The sequence below is a fragment of the Cupriavidus sp. USMAA2-4 genome, assembly GCF_001854305.1.
In the GTDB taxonomy this organism is placed as follows: domain Bacteria; phylum Pseudomonadota; class Gammaproteobacteria; order Burkholderiales; family Burkholderiaceae; genus Cupriavidus; species Cupriavidus malaysiensis.
Genome location: NZ_CP017748.1, coordinates 3379444 through 3402767 on the forward strand (window position 1 = coordinate 3379444; position 23324 = coordinate 3402767).

At 70.8% G+C, this 23324-nt stretch carries 23 protein-coding genes, 1 other RNA gene and 1 riboswitch; of the genes, 10 read left to right on the top strand and 14 right to left on the bottom strand.

Annotation, left to right across the window (positions count from 1 at the left end):
• The first annotated feature begins 29 nt into the window (after nucleotides 1-29).
• Nucleotides 30-1583, top strand: coding sequence for a malonate--CoA ligase (locus BKK79_RS15020; protein ID WP_071015039.1), 1554 nt, complete (start codon nucleotides 30-32; stop codon nucleotides 1581-1583).
• Between the two features lie 58 nt (nucleotides 1584-1641).
• On the opposite strand, the gene BKK79_RS15025 is transcribed toward BKK79_RS15020, so the two are convergent.
• The 6 genes from BKK79_RS15025 to BKK79_RS15050 form a co-directional block, all read right to left on the bottom strand.
• Nucleotides 1642-2349: an SIMPL domain-containing protein gene (locus BKK79_RS15025; RefSeq protein ID WP_071016553.1), complete on the bottom strand. Its 708-nt coding sequence runs from the start codon at nucleotides 2347-2349 to the stop codon at nucleotides 1642-1644.
• 134 nt (nucleotides 2350-2483) lie between these two features.
• The gene (locus tag BKK79_RS15030; RefSeq protein ID WP_071015036.1) at nucleotides 2484-3314 is read right to left on the bottom strand and encodes a sulfite exporter TauE/SafE family protein; all 831 of its coding nucleotides are present in this window, start codon (nucleotides 3312-3314) and stop codon (nucleotides 2484-2486) included.
• A gap of 45 nt (nucleotides 3315-3359) precedes the next feature.
• Nucleotides 3360-3854, bottom strand: coding sequence for an EVE domain-containing protein (locus BKK79_RS15035; protein WP_071015034.1), 495 nt, complete (start codon nucleotides 3852-3854; stop codon nucleotides 3360-3362).
• Between the two features lie 127 nt (nucleotides 3855-3981).
• Nucleotides 3982-4199: non-coding RNA, 6S RNA (gene ssrS / locus BKK79_RS15040), on the bottom strand.
• Nucleotides 4200-4456: 257 nt separating this feature from the next.
• Nucleotides 4457-4798 (bottom strand): cell division protein ZapA, encoded by a 342-nt coding sequence (locus BKK79_RS15045; protein WP_071015031.1) that lies wholly within the window; start codon nucleotides 4796-4798, stop codon nucleotides 4457-4459.
• Nucleotides 4795-5109 carry a hypothetical protein gene (locus BKK79_RS15050; RefSeq protein WP_071037946.1) on the bottom strand — a complete coding sequence of 105 codons (315 nt, stop codon included), beginning with the start codon at nucleotides 5107-5109 and terminating at the stop codon, nucleotides 4795-4797. Before BKK79_RS15050 ends, BKK79_RS15045 begins: the two co-directional genes overlap by 4 nt.
• A gap of 216 nt (nucleotides 5110-5325) precedes the next feature.
• A riboswitch (cobalamin riboswitch) is annotated at nucleotides 5326-5546 on the top strand.
• An 87-nt stretch (nucleotides 5547-5633) separates the two neighbouring features.
• Here BKK79_RS15050 and BKK79_RS15055 point away from each other — a divergent pair.
• The 7 genes from BKK79_RS15055 (at nucleotide 5634) to BKK79_RS15085 (ending at nucleotide 12738) form a co-directional block, all read left to right on the top strand.
• A complete protein-coding gene (locus tag BKK79_RS15055) occupies nucleotides 5634-7616 on the top strand; it encodes a TonB-dependent receptor plug domain-containing protein (RefSeq protein ID WP_071037947.1) in 1983 nt (660 codons plus the stop codon).
• 21 nt (nucleotides 7617-7637) lie between these two features.
• A complete protein-coding gene (locus tag BKK79_RS15060; RefSeq protein WP_071015024.1) occupies nucleotides 7638-8642 on the top strand; it encodes a FecCD family ABC transporter permease in 1005 nt (334 codons plus the stop codon).
• On the top strand, nucleotides 8639-9511 hold the full coding sequence (locus BKK79_RS15065) for an ABC transporter ATP-binding protein (RefSeq protein WP_071037948.1): 873 nt from the start codon (nucleotides 8639-8641) through the stop codon (nucleotides 9509-9511). The genes BKK79_RS15060 and BKK79_RS15065 overlap by 4 nt, the downstream gene beginning before the upstream one ends.
• 25 nt (nucleotides 9512-9536) lie before the next feature.
• A complete protein-coding gene (cobO, locus tag BKK79_RS15070; protein WP_071015019.1) occupies nucleotides 9537-10193 on the top strand; it encodes a cob(I)yrinic acid a,c-diamide adenosyltransferase in 657 nt (218 codons plus the stop codon).
• A gap of 50 nt (nucleotides 10194-10243) precedes the next feature.
• A complete protein-coding gene (gene cobT / locus BKK79_RS15075; protein WP_071015016.1) occupies nucleotides 10244-11281 on the top strand; it encodes a nicotinate-nucleotide--dimethylbenzimidazole phosphoribosyltransferase in 1038 nt (345 codons plus the stop codon).
• Nucleotides 11282-11359: 78 nt separating this feature from the next.
• Nucleotides 11360-12136, top strand: a complete 777-nt coding sequence (locus tag BKK79_RS15080; protein WP_071037949.1) for an adenosylcobinamide-GDP ribazoletransferase — start codon at nucleotides 11360-11362, stop codon at nucleotides 12134-12136.
• Complete coding sequence (locus tag BKK79_RS15085; protein ID WP_071015011.1) at nucleotides 12121-12738, top strand: histidine phosphatase family protein; 618 nt, start codon at nucleotides 12121-12123, stop codon at nucleotides 12736-12738. Before BKK79_RS15080 ends, BKK79_RS15085 begins: the two co-directional genes overlap by 16 nt.
• 31 nt (nucleotides 12739-12769) lie before the next feature.
• On the opposite strand, the gene BKK79_RS15090 is transcribed toward BKK79_RS15085, so the two are convergent.
• Genes BKK79_RS15090 through cobU form a run of 4 tightly spaced genes read right to left on the bottom strand, consistent with a single transcriptional unit; the run spans nucleotide 12770 to nucleotide 16510 of the window.
• Nucleotides 12770-13717, bottom strand: a complete 948-nt coding sequence (locus BKK79_RS15090; RefSeq protein WP_084084721.1) for a cobalamin-binding protein — start codon at nucleotides 13715-13717, stop codon at nucleotides 12770-12772.
• A gap of 18 nt (nucleotides 13718-13735) precedes the next feature.
• On the bottom strand, nucleotides 13736-14824 hold the full coding sequence (cobD, locus tag BKK79_RS15095; protein WP_071037950.1) for a threonine-phosphate decarboxylase CobD: 1089 nt from the start codon (nucleotides 14822-14824) through the stop codon (nucleotides 13736-13738).
• Between the two features lie 7 nt (nucleotides 14825-14831).
• A complete protein-coding gene (gene cbiB / locus BKK79_RS15100) occupies nucleotides 14832-15851 on the bottom strand; it encodes an adenosylcobinamide-phosphate synthase CbiB (RefSeq protein ID WP_071037951.1) in 1020 nt (339 codons plus the stop codon).
• Entirely contained in the window at nucleotides 15848-16510 is a 663-nt protein-coding gene (gene cobU / locus BKK79_RS15105; RefSeq protein WP_071037952.1) for a bifunctional adenosylcobinamide kinase/adenosylcobinamide-phosphate guanylyltransferase, read from the bottom strand. Before cobU ends, cbiB begins: the two co-directional genes overlap by 4 nt.
• Before the next feature lie 187 nt (nucleotides 16511-16697).
• On the opposite strand from cobU, the gene BKK79_RS15110 reads away from it, so the two are divergent.
• A complete protein-coding gene (locus BKK79_RS15110; RefSeq protein WP_071038545.1) occupies nucleotides 16698-18167 on the top strand; it encodes a cobyric acid synthase in 1470 nt (489 codons plus the stop codon).
• A gap of 190 nt (nucleotides 18168-18357) precedes the next feature.
• On the opposite strand, the gene BKK79_RS15115 is transcribed toward BKK79_RS15110, so the two are convergent.
• On the bottom strand, nucleotides 18358-19566 hold the full coding sequence (locus BKK79_RS15115) for an IS4-like element ISBvi1 family transposase (protein WP_011517431.1): 1209 nt from the start codon (nucleotides 19564-19566) through the stop codon (nucleotides 18358-18360).
• A 165-nt stretch (nucleotides 19567-19731) separates the two neighbouring features.
• On the opposite strand from BKK79_RS15115, the gene BKK79_RS15120 reads away from it, so the two are divergent.
• Nucleotides 19732-20940, top strand: a complete 1209-nt coding sequence (locus BKK79_RS15120; protein ID WP_071037953.1) for a PepSY-associated TM helix domain-containing protein — start codon at nucleotides 19732-19734, stop codon at nucleotides 20938-20940.
• A 109-nt stretch (nucleotides 20941-21049) separates the two neighbouring features.
• On the opposite strand, the gene panC is transcribed toward BKK79_RS15120, so the two are convergent.
• From panC to BKK79_RS15135, 3 genes are all read right to left on the bottom strand, one after another.
• Complete coding sequence (gene panC / locus BKK79_RS15125; protein ID WP_071014997.1) at nucleotides 21050-21898, bottom strand: pantoate--beta-alanine ligase; 849 nt, start codon at nucleotides 21896-21898, stop codon at nucleotides 21050-21052.
• 228 nt (nucleotides 21899-22126) lie between these two features.
• Nucleotides 22127-23008, bottom strand: a complete 882-nt coding sequence (locus tag BKK79_RS15130; RefSeq protein ID WP_071014995.1) for a segregation and condensation protein A — start codon at nucleotides 23006-23008, stop codon at nucleotides 22127-22129.
• Nucleotides 23009-23034: 26 nt separating this feature from the next.
• Nucleotides 23035-23223: a DUF3460 family protein gene (locus BKK79_RS15135; protein WP_071014992.1), complete on the bottom strand. Its 189-nt coding sequence runs from the start codon at nucleotides 23221-23223 to the stop codon at nucleotides 23035-23037.
• Nucleotides 23224-23324 lie beyond the last annotated feature (101 nt).

Sequence of the window (23324 nt, forward strand, 5' to 3'; positions counted from 1 at the left end):
TCGCACGTCCTTTTGCATCCGATCGCACCATGAACGCCAACCTGTTCGCCCTGTTCGAATCCCGCTTCCCGGCGGACCGCAGCGCCTGCTGCATCGAGACCCACGACGGCCTCTACTACAGTTGGGATGACCTCGACCGGGCCACCGCCAAGCTGGCCAACCTGCTGGCCTCGCTGCAGTTGCCGGAGGGCTCGCGCGTCGCCGTGCAAGTGGAGAAGTCGCCCGAGGCCCTCTTCCTCTACCTCGCCACGCTGCGCGCCGGCTACGTCTACCTGCCGTTGAATACGGCGTACCAGGAGGCGGAGATCGACTATTTCCTCGGCAATGCCGAGCCTGCCGTGGTGGTGTGCAGCAGCGCGAATTTCCACTGGGTCTCCAAGCTGGCCTTCCGCCATGGCAGCGCCAAGGTCTTCACGCTCGACGAGCACCGCTCGGGTTCGCTGCTGGATCGCGCCGCCGCCCAACCCGACACCTTCGAGACCGTGCAGCGCGCGCCGGACGACCTGGCGGCCATCCTCTACACCTCGGGCACGACCGGACGCAGCAAGGGCGCCATGCTGAGCCACGGCAACCTGTCATCGAACGCGCAGACGCTGCACGAGTACTGGGGCTGGCGCGCCGACGACGTGCTGCTGCACATGCTGCCGATCTTCCACGTGCACGGCCTCTTCGTCGCTTCGCACGGTGCCTTGCTGGCAGGCGCCAAGATGATCTGGCTGCCGAAGCTGGACATGGCCCAGGCGCTCAGGCACCTGCCGCGCTCGACCGTGATGATGGGCGTGCCGACCTACTACGTGCGCCTGCTGCAGGAGCCGCGCTTCGATGACGATACCTGCCGCCGCATGCGCCTGTTCGTGTCGGGCTCGGCGCCGCTGCTGCTGGAGACCTTCGACAGTTTCCGCGAGCGCACCGGCCACACCATCCTCGAGCGCTACGGCATGAGCGAGACCGTGATGCTGGTCTCCAATCCCTATGACCCCGCCCTCGGCGAGCGCATCGGCGGCACCGTCGGCATGCCGCTGCCCGGCGTGTCGGTGCGCGTGGTCGACGGCGAAGGCAGGCCCTGCGCCGCCGGCGAGATCGGCAATGTGGAAGTGCGGGGTCCCAATGTGTTCCACGGTTACTGGCGCATGCCGGAGAAGACCCGTGAGGAATTCACCGCGGACGGCTGGTTCAAGACCGGCGACGTCGGGCGCTTCGGCGGCGCCATCGTCAGCCAGGCCGGCGAGCGCGTGGTGCCGGACAACTACCTGACCATCGTCGGGCGCAGCAAGGACCTGATCATCTCGGGGGGCTACAACGTCTACCCGAAGGAAATCGAGAGCTTCATCGACGAGATGCCCGGCGTGGTGGAGAGCGCCGTGATCGGCGTGCCGCACGCGGACTTCGGCGAAGCGGTGGTGGCGGTGGTGGTGGGCAGGCCCGGTGCGCAGATCGACGAGGCGGCCATGATCGGCACGCTCAAGGCGCGTATCGCGAACTTCAAGGTGCCCAAGCGCGTGCACGTGGTCGAGGAGCTGCCGCGCAATACCATGGGCAAGGTGCAGAAGAACGTGCTGCGGCAGCAGTTCGCCGCGCTGTAAGGCCGCGCCAGACGGCCTCCCGGCCCCGCCATGGTGGCGGCGGGGCCGGGGGGGCGCCTTACTTGAGCATCTGCACGGTGCCGCTGACGGTCACCGTGACCTGGGCCTTGCCGCCCTCGACCGGTACCGGCGCCGCATCCGAGACCATGGCCTTGGCTGCGTACATGCGCGGCATCGGCATGACCGCGCCGCCTTCGTTGAGCGAGACCTCGCGGATGGTGTAGCTGCCGTAGCCGAACAGCCTGGCGGTGGCCTGCGCCTTGTCGCGGAAGCTGGACACGGCCTGTTCGACCAGCTTGGTCTCGGCGGCCTGGCGTGCTTCGCGCGACAGCGAGAAGGCGATGCTCTGCACCTGCATCTGGCTGGCCAGCTGGCCGGCCAGCTTGGACACGGCGGCGAAATCCCGCGATTGCAGCACGACCTCGGCACGTCCGCGCCAGGCATTGATGCGGCCGTTGCGGTCGGTGGTCGGGTGGATGGTGAATCCGCCCGATTCCGCCTGCACGCCCGCGGTGCGCTTGGCCTGCGCGATCACCTCCTGCGCGCGCGCCGACAGTGCGGACGAGATTGCGGCCGGCTCGCTGCCTTCCTGTTCGGCTGCGAGCGTCATGCGCACGGTGTCGGTCGGCACATCGGTGGCGGCATCGGCGGACAGCGACAGCACGCCCGCAGGGGCCGGCAGGCCCTCCGCATGGACCGGTCCGCCCTGGGCGGCGGCGACCATGGCCGTGGAACCCAGCAGGGTGGCGGCGATCATTTTCTTCATCTTGTTCTCCCGTTCGAAGTCACGCGTGTTCAGACGCGGGATGGCGGCCAACGTTCCGTGCCGGCCATCCCCACCTTGTATCGACTTGTATCCGGGCGGACCGAGGCGGCCGTCATGCAGCCGTCACGCGGGCGCTATGCCTGCAGGGCCTGCAGCCCCTTCCACAGCATGTAGCCGGCCAGGCAGGCAAGCAATACAGCGAAGGCGCGGCGCAGCTGCGCCACGTCCATGCGGTGCGCGGCGCGCGCGCCCAGCGGCGCGGTCAGCACGCTGGCCGTCGCCACCACCGCCAGGGCCGGCAGGTAGACGTAGCCGAACGATCCCGCCGGCATGCCTGCCAGGCCGAGGCCGCTCCACACGTAGCCGATCACGCTCGCCACCGCGATGGGGAAGCCGAGCGCGGCGGAGGTGGCCACCGCATTGTGGATCGGCACGTTGCACCAGGTCATGAAGGGCACCGAGACGAAGCCGCCGCCCGCGCCGACCAGGCTCGACACGAAGCCGATCACCGTGCCGGCGCCGACCATGCCGCCGGGCCCGGGCAACTGGCGCGAGGGCGCCGGCTTGCGCGCGCGCAGCATCTGCAGCGCCGAGAAACCGACGAAGCCGGCGAACAGCAGCGACAGCCAGCCGGTCTTGAGCGCGGCGAAGACCTTGCCGCTGCCGATCAGGCCGCCCACCAGGATGCCCGGCGCGAGCGCACAGGCTAACGGCCAGCGTACGGCGCCGCGCCGATGGTGGGCCCGTACCGACGACAGCGAGGTGAACAGGATGGTCGACATCGCGGTGGCGATGGCCATGTGCACGATGACCTCGGCGGGAAAGCGCAGCACGGTGAAGAGCAGCGTCAGGAAGGGCACCATCATCATGCCGCCACCCACGCCGAGCAGTCCGGCGCAGAAGCCGGTGAAGGCGCCGAGCAGCAGCAGGGCGGGAATCAGGACGGGCAGGTCGGCTAGGCTCATGGCCGGGAGCGGGGGCTCGGCGGAAGGGGCGCCATGCGGCGGGCGTCAGCGCATCAGGCGCGTGGTGATGTAGCGCCATTCGGCCGGGGTCACCGGCGTGATCGAGAGCCGGTTGCCGCGCCGGAGCACGACCATGTCGGCCAGCGCCTCGTGCGCGCGCAGCTCGGGCAGGGATATCAGCGCGCTCTTCTGCACGAAGCGCACGTCCACCAGCATCCAGCGTGGCGCTTCCGGCTTGGAGGCGGCGTCGTAGTAGTGGCTGGCCCGCTCGAACTGCGTCGGGTCAGGGTAGGGCGTCGAGCAGACCTCGGCCAGGCCGGCAATGCCGGGCTCCGGGCACGAGGAGTGATAGAACAGCACGCCGTCGCCGACGCGCATGGCATCGCGCATGAAGTTGCGCGCCTGGTAGTTGCGCACGCCGGTCCAGGGCAGGGTGCCCCGTTCGGCGAGCGTGTCGATGCTGGCCTCGTCTGGCTCCGATTTCATCAGCCAGTACTGGCGGGCGCGGGTTTCGGCGGCGGGCGTGGCGGAACGGCTCATCAGCAGATCCTCTGGTGGCGCGGCGGCGGGCCGCAAGTGACGACCGCCGAGCCGGCCGCAGGCAAGAACGCAGGCAAGAACGCAGGCAAGAAAAAAGGCGGTGGTCTGCACCACCGCCTTGTTGAAGGGGGTCCCCGCCTCGGCCGCTGGGTCGGCATCCTGAACCCAAGTGAGGTTCAGAGTGGCTGCGGAAGTCGCATTTCGGGTACATCACCCACTCAGGGAGTCCAGGCTCGGCCCGGACTATGAATGTTGTGACGCGCTCGCCCACGCGACATGATCCCGCACCATGCAATGCATATCGGTTCAAGGAGTTTATGACCCTTACGAACCAGGCAGGGAAACTGTCAAACGTCTGACTTTCGAAGATCACCCGGAGCGGAGCACCAAGTGCGATGTCAGACGTTTGCCGTTTCTAACTAGGATGGGATGAGAACGGCGGCCAGGCGCGGTAACCCGACCATTTTGCTGCACCTGTGTGGCGTCGTGCAGTCTGGCTACACTATACACCGCACTGTCTCGCAGACCAAGCCCGTCGTACCGGACCGTTACATTTTGCGCACGGTGCGCGACATCCGCTCCACATCCCGCCGCGGCCGGCTTCAGCTCCGCGCGGCCGGCGCGTCGGTTCCCACGTGTGCGTACTGCCGCAGTGCCTCGTCGGCACGCTCGTTGAGTTCGCGGATGCGGGCACGTACGGCGTCCACCGGGATCGCGCCTTCCTCCTGCTGCTTGCGCTGCGCCGCCAGCAGGTCGGAGGCGAGGCTGATGGCCGCCATCACTGCCACACGCTCCACACCCTTGGCGCCGCCGCCGGACTTGAGGCGGGTCATGCGCCCATCGACCAGCGAAACCGCCTCCAGCAGCGCGGCCTCGTTTTCTGCCGCGATGGCGAAGCGGTAAGCCTGGCCGGCGATATTGACTTCGACTTGCTTGTTGCTCATGCATGTTCTCCGGAGGCTTGCTGCCGGGCCTGGGCGGCTTCGCCCTCGCCGAGCAGGTCGAGCTGGCGCGCATCGCCTGCCGTGGGCAGCTTGTCGAGGATGGACTGGATGCGCAACTGCGCTTCCTCGATCTTGATGTTCAGCAGCTCGCGGTCGGCCGCCATGGCCTCGCGCTCGCCGCGCAGTTGGTCGGCTTCGGCACGCAGGCGTCCGATCTCCTCGCGCAGCCGCTGGTTTTCCGCCGCCAGGGTGTCCGCGTGATGCAGCACGCGGCCGATCTTGGCGGCGAGTTGTTCGAGTTCGTTGAGCATAGTGCCTGTCGGGTGCATGGTGTCGGAGTATCCGGATTCTAGCCCAAGCGCCGCCATGCCAGCGATGCGCGAGACGCCGTTGTGACCCCGCAACCGCGGCGAAGTTGCCAGCATTGTATTGGCATCGCCCTTGCAACGTCGGCCAACCGCCACCGTGGCGGCGGTTCCGCGGCGCGCATTGACGCTGGCGGGGAAACTGCCTACACTCGCGCACGCTTCAGGTGCTCGCCCCCTCGTCGCCACGCGGGGGCAGTTCAACGGGAAACAGGGAGCCGCACCGACGCCAGGTCGGGACGGGCCAACCTGTGCTGCCCCCGCAACGGTAAGCGACGCGAATCCGCATCCCGGTTTCGCAAGGCCGGTCAACCAGCCACTGGGTCCGCATGGGCCCGGGAAGGCGGCCGTGCTGAGGTCGCCAGCCCGGATACCGGCCTGGACGCGGGCGGCGTGCCATGCCCGTCGCTGATCGCCACTGGGACCGCGGGGGAACGGGCCCCGGCAAGTTCTATCCCACAATCTGCATCATGCGTTCTCAGACACGCGGGTCCGGCAGCCGAGCGCCTTCGTCGCCGCTGCGCCCGTTCGTGGCCGCCCTGTGCGCCGCGCCCCTCGCCATTCCCTTCGCCGTCTATAGTGTCCAGGCCCGGGCCACCGACGCTGCCGCCGAGCCGGCCGCGGCTGCCGCGGACACTGCCGCGGCCCCGGCCACCACGCTCGCGCCGGTGGTGGTCAGCGCCAGCCGCACCGCCCAGGCCATCACCGAGACCCTGCCGGCCACCACGGTGGTCACGCGCGCCGACATCGACAACAGCCAGGCCCCCGACCTGCGCACGCTGCTGCGCGGCCAGGCCGGCCTGGAACTGGCCGCCACAGGAGGCATGGGGAGCAACACCACCTTGTTCATGCGCGGCGCCAACTCGGACCAGGTGCTGATCCTGGTCGACGGCATGCGCATCGGCTCGGTCAGCTCGGGCACCGCGCAACTCGCTAACATCCTGCCCGACCAGATCGACCATATCGAGATCGTGCGCGGCAATGTCTCGGCGCTGTACGGCTCCGACGCGATCGGCGGCGTGGTGCAGATCTTCACCAGGAGCGGCGCCGGCCATGTACCGGCGGCCAATGCGCAGATCGAGTACGGCAGCAACAATACGCGCCAGGGCTCGGTCGGCTATGGTGGCCAGGTCGGCGATACCTCGTTCAACATCACGGGCTCGGCGTTCAAGACGGACGGTTTCTCGGCGATCAATACCGCGCAGTGGAACGCCAACAACCCCAGGCGCGCGGCTCTCGGCTTTGGCCCCAATCCAAACGACAACCCGTACGAAAACCAGAGCGTATCGGGCCAGATCAAGCACCGTTTCAACGGGGGCTGGGACGCGGGATTCAGCGGCTACTACTCACATGGCAGACTGTCGTTCGACAGCTCATCGACACTCGGTAGGCCGACCGACGACAACCGTACGGACAGCGATCTGTACACGATCTCTGCCTTCGCCAACGGCAAGCTTTTACCCGACTGGGCCACGCACTTCAAGCTGTCGCAGAGCGAGGACCGCAGCACCACCACGCTGAACGGCGCCTTCAACAGCCGCTTCAACACCCGCAACCGCCAGTTCACCTGGCAGAACGAGTATGCGCTGGCGCCGAACCACACGCTGCTGTTCGGCACCGACCTGCTGCGCCAGGAGATCGATTCCAGCGCCTACAACGCACCAGCGCGCAACGTGGTGTCGGTGTTCGGCGGCTATGAGGGACGCATCGGCGCGCACCAGCTGCAGCTCAACGCGCGCAACGACCACTATTCGGATTTCGGCAACCAGGCCAGCTATTTCGCCGGCTACGGCTTCAACGTGACGCCCGCGCTCAAGCTGATCGCCAATGCCAGCGACGCCTTCCATGCGCCCACCTTCAACGAGTTGTACTACCCGAACTTCGGGCAGCCCAACCTGAAGCCGGAGCGCGCCAGGTCGCTCGAGGCCGCCGCGCAGTACGATGGCGGCAGCGTCGGGGTGCTGCGCATGTCGGTGTTCGAGACCCGCTATAGCGACCTGATCGTCAGCTCCGTGGTGCCCGGCTCGGGCGGCCTGTTGTATCTGGCGCAGAACGTGGCTAGTGCCAAGGTGCAGGGCCTGGAGACATCGTGGCGCGGCAGCGTGTGGGGTACCGACCTCGGCGCCAGCGTGACCATCCAGAATCCCGTCAACGAGGGCAGCAACACGCAGTTGATCCGGCGTGCGCGGCGCTATGCTTCGTTCGACGTGGGGCGCAGCTTCGGCGCGTGGCGTTTCGGTGGCCAGTGGATCGTGTCTTCGGCGCGCCTTGACAACAACTCGATCACGCTGGGCGGATACGGTATCGTCAACCTCAACGCTCGCTACAACATCAACAAGCAATGGTTCGTCGCCGCCCGCGTGGAAAACCTGTTCGACAAGAACTACCAGCTTGCCTATCCCTACAACACGCAGGGCCGGGCCGGCTTTATCACGCTGGGCTGGCGCCAGTGAACGCGGCCGCCCGGGGGGCGCATGCCTGAGCTGCGCCGCGCCCTGCGGATCTGGGGCGTGCTGGCGCTGGCCGGCGCGGCCGTGTTCGCGCTGTCGCTGGCGCTCGGCAGCGTCTCGCTGGCGCCCGCCGAACTGTGGCACGCGCTGGCCGATGGCGCCGGCACCGCCGGTGCCATCGTGCGCGAGCTGCGCCTGCCGCGCGCGGCTGCGGCCTTCGCCTGCGGCGGCCTGCTGGCGCTGGCCGGCGCGCTGATGCAGGTGCTGCTGCGCAATCCGCTGGCCGAGCCTTATGTGCTGGGCGTGTCCGGCGGGGCCTCCACCGGCGCGCTGCTGGCCATGCTGCTGATGCTGCCCTGGTGGATGGTGCAGGCCGGCGCCGCCGCCGGCGCGCTCGGCTCGATGCTGCTGGTGGCGGCGCTGGCGCGCCGCGACCTGCTGCATCCGCAGGTCCAGGGCGGCCACCAGGAGGCGGGTACGCGGCTGTTGCTGACGGGGGTCATCCTGGCCGCCGGCTGGGGTGCGCTGATCACGCTGATCCTGTCGGTGGCGCCGGAATCGCGCTTGCGCGGCATGCTGTTCTGGCTGACCGGCGACCTGGGCGGTGCGGCGGTGTTCTGGCCGGCGCTGCTGGCGCTGGCGGCGGGACTGCTGCTGGCCATGCCGATGGCGCGCGCGCTCAATGTGATGCTGCTCGGCGAGACCGTGGCGCAGTCGCTCGGCGTGCGTGTCGGCCTGGTGCGCCTGGGCGCCTTCCTGGTGGCCTCGCTGGCGATCGCCGCGGCCATCACCACGGCCGGCTCGATCGGCTTCATCGGGCTGGTCGTGCCGCACCTGGTGCGGCTGGCCTGGGGCAACGACCAGCGCCTGCTGTTGCCGGCTTCGGCGCTGCTGGGCGGTACCTTGCTGATGGCGGCCGACCTGGCCGCGCGCACGGTGATCGCGCCGGCGCAACTGCCGGTGGGCGTGATCACGGCCTTGCTGGGCGTGCCGACCTTCCTCTTCCTGCTGCTGCGGAGGCCGCGATGACGCACCCGAGCCATGCCCCGGCCGGGGCCGCCGACACGCCCTGGCGGCAGCCGCTGGCTGCCTGCCCGGTGCTGACGGCGCGCGGCCTGTCCCTGCGGGCCGGGGCGCGCGAGCTGCTGCCGGCGCTCGACCTGGAGATCCGGCCGGGCGAGCTGTGGTGCCTGGTTGGGCCCAACGGCGTCGGCAAGTCCACCCTGATGGCCGTGCTGGCCGGCCTGCGCCGGCCCGACGGCGGCGCGGTGGCGATCGACGGCCAGGCACTGGGCGAGGTGTCGCCGGCCGTGCTGGCCAGGCAGCGCGCCTACCTGCCGCAGACCGTGCATGACACATTTTCGATGCGCGTGCGCGACGCCGTGCGGGTGGGCCGCTACCCGCACCTGGCCGGCTGGGGCTTCGCCCGGCGCGAAGACGAGCTGGTGGTCGAGGCGGCGCTCGCCGCGCTCGACCTGTCCGGCCTGGCCGCGCGCGACGTGCTGACCCTGTCGGGCGGCGAGCGCCAGCGCGTGGCGCTGGCCGCGGTGCTGGCGCAGCAGGCGCCGCTGCTGCTGCTCGATGAGCCGGTGTCCCATCTCGACCTGCGCCACCAGATCCTCGTGCTCGACACGCTGGCCGCGCTGGCGCGCGCCGGCAGCCACGCCGTCTTGGTGATCCTGCATGACCTCAACCTGGCACGGCGCTATGCCAGCCACGCGCTGCTGATGGCCGAGGATGGCCGCGCGCTGCACGGCCCGGCGGCCGAAGTGCTGACGCCCGGACATTGTTCCACCGCGCTGCGCACGCCGATCGTCGCGGTGAGCGATGGATACCGCACCGCGCTGGTTGCCGACGGCCACCCCGACGCCGCGCCGGACGGCCACGGCACCCGCTAGACTACCTGGATTCCGCAGAACCGATATGACGCAAGCAGAACACGAAGAGAACACGCCCGGCACCTCCGACACCCCCGACGACGCGGGCCGCGATGCGCGCCACAAGGCACGCATGGTGCGCAAGAAGGAGGTGGTGGATGCCAAGATCGCCGCCGCCCAGGCCGAACGCGGGGTCATCGTCATCACCACCGGCAATGGCAAGGGCAAGTCCAGCTCGGGCTTCGGCATGGTGGTGCGGGCGCTGGGCCATGGCATGCGCGCCGGCGTGGTGCAGTTCATCAAGGGCGCTTTTCCCAGCGGCGAGGAGATGTTCCTGCGCCGCTTCCCGGATGTCTGTGCCTTCCACGTGATGGGCGAGGGCTACACCTGGGAGACGCAGGACCGAGCGCGCGACGTGGCCAAGGCCGAGGCCGCCTGGGAGATCGCGCGCGGCATGCTGCGCGACCCCGCCATCAGCCTGGTCCTGCTCGACGAGTTGAACATCGCCCTCAAGCTGCACTATCTTGACGTGGACCGCGTGATCGCCGACCTGCGTGCGCGCCCGCCCATGCAGCACGTCGTCATCACCGGGCGTGGTGCGCCGCCGGCGCTGATCGAGGCGGCCGACACGGTGACCGAGATGACGCCGGTCAAGCACGCCTTCCAGCAAGGCATCAAGGCGCAGAAGGGCATCGAGATGTAGCCCGGGCGCCGGCAACCTTTTCCGCAAGAGCCATAGCAAGAGCCTTACCCATGCAGCTTCCCCACATCGCCCCGCTCGACGCCTCGCTGCGCCCCGTGCTGCAGGCCGCCATCGACGACAAGACCAAGCCGCTCGGCGCCCTCGGACAGCTCGAGACGCTGGCGCTGCGCCTCGGCATGATCCTGGGCGGCGCCAAGCCCGAGCTCAAGCGTCCGGCATTGCTCGTGTTCGCTGCCGACCACGGCATCGCCGCCGCCGGCGTCAGCGCCTATCCGCCCGAGGTCACGGCGCAGATGGTGCGCAACTTCGTCGCCGGCGGCGCGGCTATCAACGTCTTCACGCGCCAGCACGGCATCGCGCTGGAGGTGGTCGATGCCGGCGTGCGCGCGCCGCTGCCGCCGGCGCCGGGCCTGGTCAATGCGCGCATCGCCAACGGCACGCGCAATTTCGCCGAGGTGCGCGCCATGGACCCGGGCCAGCTGGAGCTGGCCTTGACCACCGGCATGGCACGCGTGCTGAGCCACGCACGCCTGGGCAGCAACGCCATCGCCTTCGGTGAGATGGGCATCGGCAATACCTCCTCCGCCGCCTGCCTGATGAGCCGGCTGACGGGGACGCCGATCGAGCAGTGCATCGGGCGCGGCACCGGCCTGGACGACGCCGGGCTGGCGCACAAGCGCGAAGTGCTGGCCGGCGCGCTGGCGCGGCATGCCGACGCGGTCGAGCCGCTCGATGCGCTGGCGGCCTTCGGCGGCTTCGAGATCGCCATGATGACCGGCGCCTTCCTGGCCGCCGCCGCCAGCCGCATGGTGATCGTGGTCGACGGCTTCATCGCTTCGGCCGCGCTGCTGGTGGCGCAGCGCCTCGAGCCCGCGGTGCTGGACTATTGCGTGTTCTCGCATTGCTCGCATGAGCAGGGCCATCGCGCGCTGCTGGCGCACTTCGGTGCCCAGCCGCTGCTGGCGCTCGACCTGCGCCTGGGCGAGGGCACCGGCGCTGCGCTGGCGTGGCCGCTGCTGGTCTCGGCCACGGCCTTCCTGCGCGAGATGGCCACCTTCGGCAGCGCCGGCGTGAGCACCGCGGGATGAGCGCCGCGGGGACCGTCGCGCTGCAGCCGCCGTGCGGCCCGGCGACGGTGCCCGGGCATGCCGGGAAGGCAGGTGCCGATGGCTGATGAACTGCGCTATTTCCTCACCGCGCTGGGCTACTTCACGCGCTTGCCGCTGCCGGCGCCGCTGGCGCGCTGGGTCGGTTTCGCGCCGCACTACCTGAACGCGGCTGCGCGCTATTTCCCGCTGGTCGGCCTGCTGGTCGGCGCGCTGGGCGCGCTCGCGACCTGGGGAGCCCTGCAGTGGTGGCCGCCCGCGGTGGCCGTGCTGCTCGGCATGGCGCTGACGTTGCTGCTGACCGGCGCCTTCCACGAGGACGGCCTGGCCGATTGCGTCGATGCCTTCGGCGGAGCCTTCGCGCGCGAAGACGTGCTGCGCATCATGCACGATTCGCGCATCGGTGCCTTCGGCGCGATCGCGCTGGTGCTCGCGCTGCTGCTCAAGTGGCAGTTGCTGCTGGCGGTCCACGCGCGCGGCGGCACGCCGGTACTGCTCGCCGTGCTGGTGGCCGCGCATGGCGCCAGCCGCGCGCTCGCCGCCAGCTACCTGGCCACGCTCGACTATGTGCGCGCCGAAGGCAAGGCCAAGCCGGTGGCGCAGCGGCTGGCCGGCTTCGGCCTGGCCTTCGCGCTGGCCTGCGGGGTGCTGCCGCTGCTGGCCCTGGCGCCGGCCTTCGCCGCGGCCGCGCTGCTGGCCTTGCTGGCGCTGCGCTGGAGCCTGGGGCGCTATTTCGTGCGTCGCATCGGCGGCTATACCGGCGATTGCCTGGGCATGGCCCAGCAACTCGCCGAACTACTGATCTACCTGCTGGCGGCTGCATGGACGTGGTCCTGATCCGCCACGCGCGTCCCGCCGTGGCCGAAGGCATCTGCTATGGCAGCCTCGACCTCGAACTGGCGCAGCCGACCACGCCGGCCCCCGCCGGCATGGCGGCGGCGCTGGGCGGGCGGGCGCCCGTGCGCATCATCGCCAGCCCGCTGGCGCGCGCCGCGCAGACCGCGGCCCTGCTGCGCGAAGCGTGGCCGGCGGGGTGGCCCGAGGCCACGGCGCTGCCTGCCGTCGAGCTGGAGCCTGCCTTGCGCGAGATGGATTTCGGTGCCTGGGAGGGCCGCCCCTGGGATGGCATTGCCCGCGCGCAGCTCGATGCGTGGGCGGCCGACCTGCTCGGCGCGCGGCCGCACGGCGGCGAAAGCGCCGGGAACGCGCTGGCGCGCGTGGCCGGCTGGGCCGACGCGCTGGCGGCGGACGGTGCAGGGCAGGGCTGCATCTGGGTGGTCTGCCACGCCGGGCCCATGCGCATGCTGGCGGCCCACTGGCTCGGCCTGCCGCTGGCGCGCACGCTGGGCTGGCCGATCGGCTTCGGCGCCAGCGCCGGCTTCCGGCTCGGCGCCGGCGCGCCGGTGCTCGGGTGGTGGAACCGCCTGCCCGCCGGCTGAAGCCCGGGCGCGCTCGGAGAGTTGAGCGCGCTCAGCGCGCGGGCCGCCGGGCGCGCGCCTGCTCCAGGTCCTTGCAGAGGATTTCCGCCCCCTGCGCCACGCGCGGGCCGGCGCGGTTGATCAGGTCGCCGTCGATCACGAAGAGGTTGCCGCGCGCGACCGCCGTCACCTGCTTCCAGCGCTCCCACATCGAGAAGTCGGCCAGCGGCCGGTCGGCACGGGTTGCGCCCATGCCGGCCGTGACCATGGCCTCGGGATTGCCGGCTACCACGGCCTCCTCGGTCACCGTCGGCACCAGCGGCGTGGCGTCGGCGAAGAGATTGCGGCCGCCGCACAGGGCCAGCATGTCGCTGACCAGGTGGCGGCCGTTGAGCGTCATCAGAGGGCGCTGCCATACCTGGTAGAACACCGTCACCGGCGGCCGGGCCGCATAGGTCTTGCGCAGGCTCTCGATGCGTCCGCGGAAGTCGGTGGCGGCGCGCGCCGCCACCGGCGCGGTACCGAGCAGGGTGCCGAGTTTCTCGATGTCCTCGGCGATGGTGTCGAGGCGGCGCGGCTCGCTGAAGAACAGCGGCAGGCCGAGCGCGCGCAGCCGGTCGATCTGCTGCTGGGCATTGCCGTGGCGCCAGACCACGATCAGGTCGGGCTTGAGCGCGGCGATGCGCTCCAGGTCGAGCGCCTTGTTGTCGCCCACGCGCGGGATGTCCCGCGCGGCCGGCGGGTAGTCGCTGTAGCTGACGGTGCCGACGATGCGCTCGCCGCCGCCGGCCGCGTACAGCAGCTCGGTGACGTGCGGCGCCAGCGATACCACGCGCCTGGCGGGCGCGGCCAGCGTCACGGTCTGGCCGGCGTCGTCGACCACGCTGAGCGCGGCCCGGGCGGCCGGCGCGGCCTGGTACAGGGACAGCGCCAGCAGCGCGGCGGCAAGACGGCGTGGCGCGCGGGCGCGCGGCAGGACAAGGAGCGGGGGCTTGGGCATGCGGAGGGTCGGGAGGGTTCAGTCCGCCGCGCCGGCGGCGGGCGGCAGGGAATCGACATGGCCGGTGCTGCCGGTGTCGGCCAGGGCCGCGTCCAGGCCCTGGCGCAGGCGCGCCCAGTCCTGCGCGCGATCGGGCGGCAGGCCCAGGCGCAGGCTCGGCGGGCAGCCACCGGCGGCGTCGAACAGGCGGGTCCAGATGCCTTGCCGGGCCAGCGCCACGTGCAGGGCGCCGGCCTGCTGGCAGGGTACCCATTGGAACAAGGGCTGGCCGACCGGCGCCAGGCCGGCTGCGCACAGCACGCTGCCCAGGCGCGCGCCGGCCTGGGCCAGCCGCAGGCGCGTGGCGGCCTGCCAGGCGCTGTCTTGCAGCGCCAGCCGAGCGACGGCCCGCGCCGGGCCCGACACGCTCCAGTGCCCGAGCCGCTCGCGCAGCGCCGCCAGCAGGGCGGGCGCCGCCAGCACGAAGCCGCAGCGCAGGCCGGCCAGCCCATAGAACTTGCCCAGCGAGCGCAGTACCACCAGGCCCGGCAGATGCGCCTGCGCGGCCAGCGAGCCGTGCCCGAGGCAGTCCATGAAGGCCTCGTCCAGCAGCAGCGTGCCGCCGCGCGCGGCCAGCGCCGCGTGCCAGGCGGCCAGCGTGGCGGGTGGCAGCAGGCGCCCGGTCGGATTGTTGGGATTGACCACGACGAGGTGATCGAGCGCCGCCAGGGTGCCGCCGAGGCCGGAGTCGTGCAGGGTCGCTTCGTCGAGCGGCACCACGGTGTGGCCGGCGAAGGCGAAGGCGGGGGCGTACTCGCTGTAGCCGAGCGCGGCGATGCCGACCCGGCCCGGTGGCAGCAGCGCGGGCAGCGCGCGGATGGCGGCCTGCGAGCCGGCCACCGGCAGCGCCAGCGGCGCGCCGTAGGCGCGTGCGGCGGCCTCGGCCAGTCCGTCATCCTCCTCGGGCAGGCGCTGCCAGGCGTCGGCCGGCAGCGGCGGCACCGGATAGCCGTCGGGATTGATGCCGGTCGACAGGTCGAGCCAGTCCGGCAGCGGACGGCCGTAGCGCTGTGACGCGGCGCGCAGGTCGCCGCCGTGGCGGATCGGTGCGGTCGTGTTGGTGTTCATGCGGTCTTCATGCGCGGGCCGGCGCGAACGCGTGGGCGGCAGGGCAGGAGGTGGCGGCCAGCGTGGCGCGGAGATCCAGCGCGAGGCAGGCGAGCGCGCCTGCCGCGGCGAGGGCCAGCCACAGCCACAGCGTGTGCCGCACCAGGCGCAGGCAGGCGCGCACTTCGGCGGCGCCGGGGGCGACGCCGGCGCCGAGCGGCGGACGGTCCTCCCAGGCGCCGTGGTAGCGCGCCGGGCCGCCCAGGGCGACGCCCACCGCGCCTGCGCCGGCCGCCATCACCGGGCCGGCATTGGGCGAGGACCAGGCCGGCGCCTGTGTGCGCCAGCAGCGCAGCGCCGGGCCGGTGGCACCCAGCAGCGCGTAGGACAGCGCCGTCAGGCGCGCCGGCAGCAGGTTCAGCAGGTCGTCGAGGCGGGCGGCAGCCCAGCCGAAATGCAGCAGGCGCGGCGTGCGGTAGCCCCACATGGCATCGAGCGTATTGGCCAGGCGGAACAGCACCACGGCGGGCGCGCCGCCTACCAGGAACCAGAACAGCGCGCCGAAGATGGCATCGTTGCCGTTTTCCAGCGCCGATTCGCAGGCCGCGCGCGCGAGCGCCTCGGTATCGGCGTCGGCCGTGTCGCGTGAGACGATGCGGGCGGTCAGGCGGCGTGCCTCGTCCAGGTGCCGCGCGCTCAGGGCGTCGGCGATCGGCGCGATATGCTGCTGCAGGCTGCGCGCGCCCAGCGCGGCATACAGGGCCAGCGCGTGCAGCGCCAGCGCCAGCCAGGGACTGGCGCGTTGCGCGGCAGTCACCAGCAGCCAGGCCAGCGCGGCCGGCCCGAGCACCAGCAGGCTCCAGGCCACCAACCCTGCCAGGCGCTGGCGCAGCGGCGGCGCGGGGCGGTTCAGGCGGGACTCGAGCGCGGCGGCGAGGCGGCCGAAGCCCACCAGCGGGTGCCAGCGCGGCGGTTCGCCCAGCAGGCGGTCCAGCCAGACGCCTGCCAGCGCGGCGGCCACGCAGGCCGGCCAGGACAACAGGATCATGCCGGGTCCGCGCCTTTCACCGCCACCGGGATACCGGCCACCAGCAGCCGCACGCGGTCGGCGGCGGCAGCCAGCTTCTGGTTGAGCCGGCCCAGCTCGTCGACATAGAAGCGGGTGATCGCTCCCATCGGCACCACGCCGAAGCCGATCTCGTTGGAGACCAGGATGGTGTGGCCCGGCAGTGTGGGCAGGGCGGACAGCAGTGCCTCGATTTCCTCGCTGAAGGCGGCCGGCGGCGTGATCAGGCCGTGCTCGGGATAGCCGCGCGCGTCGAGGAAGAGCAGGTTGTTCAGCCACAGCGTGGCGCAGTCGACCAGGATGCAGCCGTCGTGCCGGGCGTGCGCGTAGAGCGCGTCGGCCAGGTGCAGCGGCTCTTCCACCAGCTTCCAGCTGGCGGGGCGGCGGGCACGGTGCAACGCGATGCGCAACTCCATTTCCTCGTCGCCACTGGCGCTTTCGTGGCGGGCGGTAGCGATGTAGGTGACCGGGCCGCCGTGGCGCGCCGCATGGTCGCTGGCCAACTGCTCGGCGAAGTGGCTCTTGCCCGAGCGCGCGCCGCCCAGTACCAGTGTCAGCTCGCGCGCGGCGCGGCCGTTCTCCGTGGCAGGGGACGCGGCGGCTTGGGGCGGGACATCGAGAGCGGTTGCCGGGGTTTCCATCCGGGTATTGTAGCCGCCGCCTATCCGGCCGGCACGCGGCCGGCACGCGGCCGGCACGCGGCCGTCCGGCCGCGCGGCGGGAGGGGCCGGTGCGATAATCCGCGCCATGCGAGATCCAGACTCCCCAGACGACGTTGCAGCCGATGCAGCCGCTCCGATCAAGGCGGGCGCCTTGCACGGCACCCTGATGGTGCAGGGCACCACCTCCGACGCCGGCAAGAGCACGCTGGTGGCCGGGCTGTGCCGCGTGCTGGCGCGCCGCGGCATCCGGGTGGCGCCCTTCAAGCCGCAGAACATGGCGCTCAACAGCGCGGTCACGGCCGACGGCGGCGAGATCGGCCGGGCCCAGGCGCTGCAGGCCCAGGCCGCCGGACTGGCGCCGCACACCGACATGAATCCGGTGCTGCTCAAGCCCAGCAGCGACACCGGCGCCCAGGTCATCATCCACGGCCGTGCCCGCCTCGATCTCGACGCGCGCGCCTACCATGCCTACAAGCCCGAGGCCATGAAGGCCGTGCTGGCCTCGCACGCGCGCTTGCGCACGGCCTATGCGGTGGTGGTGGTGGAAGGCGCCGGCAGCCCGGCCGAGATCAACCTGCGTGACCGCGACATCGCGAACATGGGATTTGCCGAGGCGGTCGACTGCCCGGTGGTGCTGGTGGCCGACATCGACCGGGGCGGCGTGTTCGCTCACCTGGTCGGCACGCTCGACTGCCTGTCGGAGAGCGAACGCGCGCGCGTGACCGGCTTCGTCATCAATCGCTTCCGCGGCGATATCGGGCTGCTGCAGCCAGGGCTGGACTGGCTGGAGGCGCGCACCGGCAAGCCGGTGCTGGGCGTGCTGCCCTACCTGCACGGCCTGCACCTGGATGCCGAGGATGCCATCGCCAGCGCGCAGGGAGCCAAGCGCGGCACCGGCACGGCTTTGCTGCGCGTGATCGTGCCGGTGCTGCCGCGCATCTCCAACCATACCGATTTCGATGCGCTGCGCGCCCATCCGCAGGTCGACCTGCGCTTCGTCGGGCCGGGCATGCCGGTGCCGCCGGCCGACCTGATCGTGCTGCCCGGCAGCAAGAGCGTGCGCGCCGACCTGGAGCATCTGCGCGCCGAAGGCTGGGAGGCGGCGATCCTGCGCCACCTGCGCTATGGCGGCAAGGTGATCGGCATCTGCGGGGGCATGCAGATGCTGGGCCGGGCCCTGCACGATCCCGACGGCCGGGAGGGGCGCGCGGGCAGCAGTCCGGGCCTGGGCCTGCTCGACTACGAGACCACGCTGGCCGCGCGCAAGCAGCTGCGCCGTGTCGGTGGCCGCCTGCTGCTCGAGCCGGGCGCGCCACCGGGGGGCGCCGCCGCGGTGACGGGCTACGAGATCCACATGGGCGTCAGCGCCGGGGCCGGCCTGGCGCGGCCCGCGCTGGCGCTGGACGACGGGCGCGTCGACGGCGCCCTGTCGGCCGACGGGCAGGTACTGGCCACCTATGTGCACGGCCTGTTCGACGACCCCTCCGGCTGCGCCGCGCTGCTGCGCTGGGCCGGCCTGGCGGGGGCCGAGGGCGTGGACCTGGCGGCGCTGCGCGAGGCTTCCATCGAACGGCTGGCCGATACCCTGGCCGCCCATCTCGACTTGGACCGGCTGCTGGCGCCGCTGCACGGCTAGCCTAAATACTGTTCAGATACGAAGCACCGGCACTGGCTGATGCCGCAAATGGAGCGCTGCGCCGCGATGCCGAACATTGAAGTTGCTCATCTTGCGCTTGACGCCGCGCGGGTTCAGGCGCCCACGACTGCTCACGCAGCGCCCGCGCGCGATCTCGGCCAGCAGGGCCTCGCGCCAGGCAGGCAAACGCTCAGGGGGAAACGGCCGCAGCTTGCGGCATCTTGCGCTTGATCACGCGCACGGCGTGCATGAAGCTCAGGCGATCCGGATCGAGTTCGCGCGCCCAGGCCGCCTGCGCCATCAACTGGCGAATCGCAAAGTGCGCCAGCAGCAGCCCCCACAGCTCCTGCTGCACCAGCTCGGGCGTCTTGCTGCGCAGCACCGTGCTGTTGGCGCGCAAATGCGTCTTGAACTCATCGAACACCCCCTCGATCTCCCAGCGCTCGTGGTACAGCGCGGCCAGCTCCAGGGCCGGCGCCGCATCGGGGTCCAGGAGGTTGGTCAGCAGCCGGTAGCTGCCCTGCGCCGGCGTGGCCGAGCCCTCGAGCGCGTAGTCGATCACACGCACCGTTTGCCCTGCGCGCCGCGCGCGGTCGTCGCTGTCGAACACGCGGCTCAGGTACGAGCCATCGGGCAACATCTGCTCTACCGGCAGCTTGAGGTTGGATTTGACCCGCCAGGCCAGCTTGGCGCCCGTAGCGCAGGCGGTCTGCCAGAGCTTGAAGCCGTAGAAGTTGCGGTCGGCCAGCACCAGCATCTCGGGCGTGAGCTTGGCGGGCAGCAACTGGGCGGCCATGACCTGCTCGCTGTGGCCGTAGGGTGCGATGCCGGCTGCCACCACCGCGTGCGTGCCGCATTCCACCAGGCCCAGAACGCGCGCCTGCGGGAAGGCGCTTTGGCCGCGCGAGGCGCCCGGGTAGCCGAAGAACTTGGCGTTGGCCGCCTCGTCGGCCACGTCCATGCAGCTGCCGTCCAGGGCCATCACGCGCAATCCCCGGTACCACGCCCCTGGCGCCCCCGGCGCGGCCAGCGGGCGCAGCACCCGATCGGCCAATTGGCGCATGACCTCGGGGCCCAGCCGGCTGCGCGCCTGCGAGATCGCGGACTTGCTGGCCTGCACCGCCTCAGTGTGGCCGCCGCCGAGCCATTGCAGGCCTTCGCACACCACGCGCAGCACTTCCTCCAGCGGCGCTTCGCGCCACAGCGCCAGCGCCATCACGTAATACACCACTGCCGGCGCGGGCAGCAGCCGCTCCCGCTGGCTGGCCTTGCCGGTCTCGGCCAACACTTCTTCGATCAACGTCCGTGGACACACGCTGGCCAGCACCCCGGCGCTGATCAAATGCGCAACGTCAACTCTCGACGGCAGCGTCTTGCGTGTTCTGGCCATCACCCTCATCCATTGAAGCTTCGATGGATGAGGATTATGGCTTTAAAAATACTATCTGAACAGTATTGCGGCTAGCCTGCGCACGCAGCGGTCCCGCGCGGTCCCGGGCTGCTGCTAGAATCGCAAATCCTTCGCATTCTCATTCGCGGTACGCCAGGCGGCCGCCTTTCCATCATGGTCACCGGCCGCCTCCGTACCGTCCTGCAAAAGATCCATCTCTACCTCGGCCTGAGCTTCGGGCTGGTTTTCGTGCTGCTGGGCCTGACCGGCACGGTGATCGCCTGGCGCGATGAGCTGGATGCGGTACTCAATCCCGAGCTGCTGCGCGCTTCGGCACCCGCCGCGGGGCCGGTCACGCCGGCCCAGGCGGAGGCGGTGGCCGCCAGGCTCGCGGCGGATCCGCGCTATGGCAAGCCGCGCCTGTTGATGCTGCCCGACGGGCCGTCCGGCGTCTTCGTCGCCTCGTATGCAGTCAAGGGCGCGGACGGCGCCGTGCCGGGACGCTCGCGCCAGGTCATGGTCGATCCGGCCACGCTGGCGATCCAGGGCGAACGCATCTGGGGCCAGCCCGGCCTGTCGCGCCCCTTGCTGATGCCCACGCTGTTCCACCTGCACCGCTATCTGCTGGCGGGCGAGACCGGCAAGACCATCACCGGCATCACCGGCATGCTGATGCTGCTGACCACGCTGGGCGGGCTGCTGCTGTGGCTGCCCAAGCTGCGCTGGGGCGCCCTGCGGCAGGCGCTCACGATCCGCCACGGCGGCTCCTGGTCGCGCTTCAACTACTCGCTGCACCGCGCCGGCGGCGTCTTTGTCGCACCGATCGTGCTGGTGGTGGCCTTTTCCGGCTGGTATCTCAACCTGCCCAAGTGGGTGACGCCGCTGGTGGGGGCGGTGATGACGGTGACGCCGTCCGGAGCGAAACCGCTCTCGGCACCCGCCGTGGACGGTGCCGACGGTGCGGTGCCGCTGGGGATCGGGCAGGCGATGGCAGCGGCTCAGGCCGCCTTTCCGCAGGCGCGCGTGACCCGCGTCAGCCCGCCGCGCAAGCCGGACGATGCCTACGAGGTGCGCCTGCGCCAGCCGGGCGAGGTGCGCCAGGGCGGCGGCTCGACCCGGGTCTGGATCGATGCCCGCCGCGGCACCGTGCTGAGGCTGCGCGACCCGCTGCGCGCGCCGGCCGGCGATACCCTGCTGAACTGGCTGTATCCGCTGCATACCGGCGAGGCCTTCGGGCTGCCGGGGAGGATCCTGATCACGGTCTTCGGCCTGGCGCCGCTGGCCTTCGCCGTGACCGGCCTGCTGATCTGGCTCAAGCGCCGGCGCGGGCAGCGGCGCCATCTCGCGCGCGAGCGCCAGCGCGCCGGCGTGCGCCTGGCCTGACGCGGCTGGCTGGGCGCCAGGGAGGCAAGAAAACGCCCGGCTGATGCCGGGCGTTTTGCGTTCTGCCTTGCGGCGTGCGCCGGGCGGAGCCGCCGGCGCGCGCGCTGCGTCAGATCTCGAGGTTGTCGATCAGCCGGGTCGCACCCAGCTTGGCGGCGGTCAGCACCACCAGCGGCTCGCCCGCGACGAATTCCTCGCGGGTCGGCGCCTGCAGGTTGCTGCGCTTGCGGATGGCCACGTAGTCGGGCTTCCAGCCGCGCGCGGCCAGGCTGGCCTGCGCCTGGGCCTCGACTGCCGCCAGGTCGGTGGCAGCGGGATTGCTCGCCAGCACGGTATCGCGCACCTCATGCAGCGTGCGATAGAGCACCGGTGCCTCGGCGCGCTCGTCCGGCGCCAGGTAGCGGTTGCGGGAGGACAACGCCAGGCCGTCCTCGGCCCGCACCGTCTCGGCCGGCACGATGTCGATCGGCAGCGCGAACTGGTGGGCCATGCGGCGCACGATCATCAGCTGCTGGTAGTCCTTCTTGCCGAACACCGCCACGCGCGGCTGCGCGCAGGAGAACAGCTTCATCACCACCGTGCACACGCCCTTGAAGAAGCCCGGACGGAACTCGCCCTCGAGGATGTCGCCCAGGTCGTGCGGCGGCTCGACGCGGTATTCCTGCGGCTCGGGGTACATGTCGCGCTCGGTGGGCGCGAACAGTACGTAGACGCCTTCCTTCTGCAGCTTTTCGATGTCCTCCTGCAGCGTGCGCGGGTACTTGTCGAAGTCCTCGTTGGGGCCGAACTGCAGGCGGTTGACGAAGATCGACGCCACCACCGGGTCGCCGTGCTGCCGCGCCAGCCGCATCAGCGACAGATGGCCTTCGTGCAGGTTGCCCATGGTGGGCACGAAGGCGACGCGGTTCTGGCCGCGCAACTGATCGCGCAGCTCGTGGATGGAGGAAATGACTTTCATGAACTTGGCGTGCTGGTCGTGATCGGAGAGACCCTAGTGCCCGGGCCGGAGCCGCCGGGCAGGCCGGTCTGAGTGCCGGCTGTCGGCGGATTGTAGAGCATGTGGGCGCGGTGCGGGCCGATGGACCCTCGCCGCGGCGGCATGGCGGCGCCGGAATCCGTTCGCGATTGGGGAAGGGCCCCTTTGCCGCCGCGGAATGGGTGCTCAGGCCGGCGCTCAGGTTGGCGCTCAGGTTGGCGTATAGGCGAGGCGGACGTAGATCGGCGCGAACGGCTCGGCCTGCGTGATCTCGAGCAGGGATTCGCGCGCCAGCTCGAGGATGGCGATGAAGTTGACCACCACCACCGGGGCGCCCTGGCCCGAGCGGATCGCGTCCTCGAACAGTTCGGAGAACTCCATGAAGCGGGCATGCTGCAGCCGCCGCAGGATCTGGCTCATGTGCTCGCGCACCGAGAGGGTTTCGCGCGAGATCTTGTGATTCTGGTTCAGCTTGGCGCGCCTGAGCACGTCGGCCCAGGCGGCCTGCAGGTCGCCGCAGTCGACGTCGGGGAAGCGCGGCGTCAGGCTCTGCTCGATATATACCTGCGTGCGCAGGAAGTCGCGGCCGAGCTGCGGCAACTGGTCCAGGCGCTGCGCGGCGAGCTTCATCTGCTCGTATTCGAGCAGGCGGCGTACCAGTTCGGCGCGCGGATCCTCGACTTCTTCCTCGCTGTCGGCCTTCTTCACCGGCAGCAGCATGCGCGACTTGATCTCGATCAGCATGGCCGCCATCAGCAGGTACTCCGCCGCCAGCTCCAGATTGCGCTTGCGGATCTCTTCGACGTAGCTCAGGTACTGGCGCGTCACCTGCGCCATCGGGATGTCGAGGACGTTGAAGTTCTGCTTGCGGATCAGGTACAGCAGCAGGTCGAGCGGACCCTCGAAGGCCTCGAGGAAGACCTCGAGCGCATCGGGCGGGATGTAGAGGTCGTTCGGGACCTGGAACAGCGGCTCGCCGTACAGGCGCGCGAACGCCATCCCGTCAATGGTGTCGGGGGTGGCGTCGCGCTCTGGCGCGACGCTGGGCAGCTCGGTCGGAGGCGCGAGCTTGTCCTGGTCGTCAGGGCTCATGGGCCGGCGGCCGGGCAGTGCCGTGTTCAGTCCAGCGAGTAGACGTAGGGCTTCTGCGCCACGCGCGAGGCATCGGCGCGCGCGCGTTCGTCCAGGTCGATCGGTGCCTTGTCCCACAGCAGGGCGCGGCCTTCGCGCTGCTCGGCCTCGAGCGAGGGCTGCTCTTTCTTGAGGGTCTTCAGGAACTGGGTGATGTCCGATTCGTAGAGTGCCATGGCGGGGATTGTCTATCAGGTAAGGCGGGAACCGGCGCGATTTTACCGTATCGGAGCCCGGTGCCGTCGGAAATGCGCGGCATTCCTGCGGCGGATGCCAG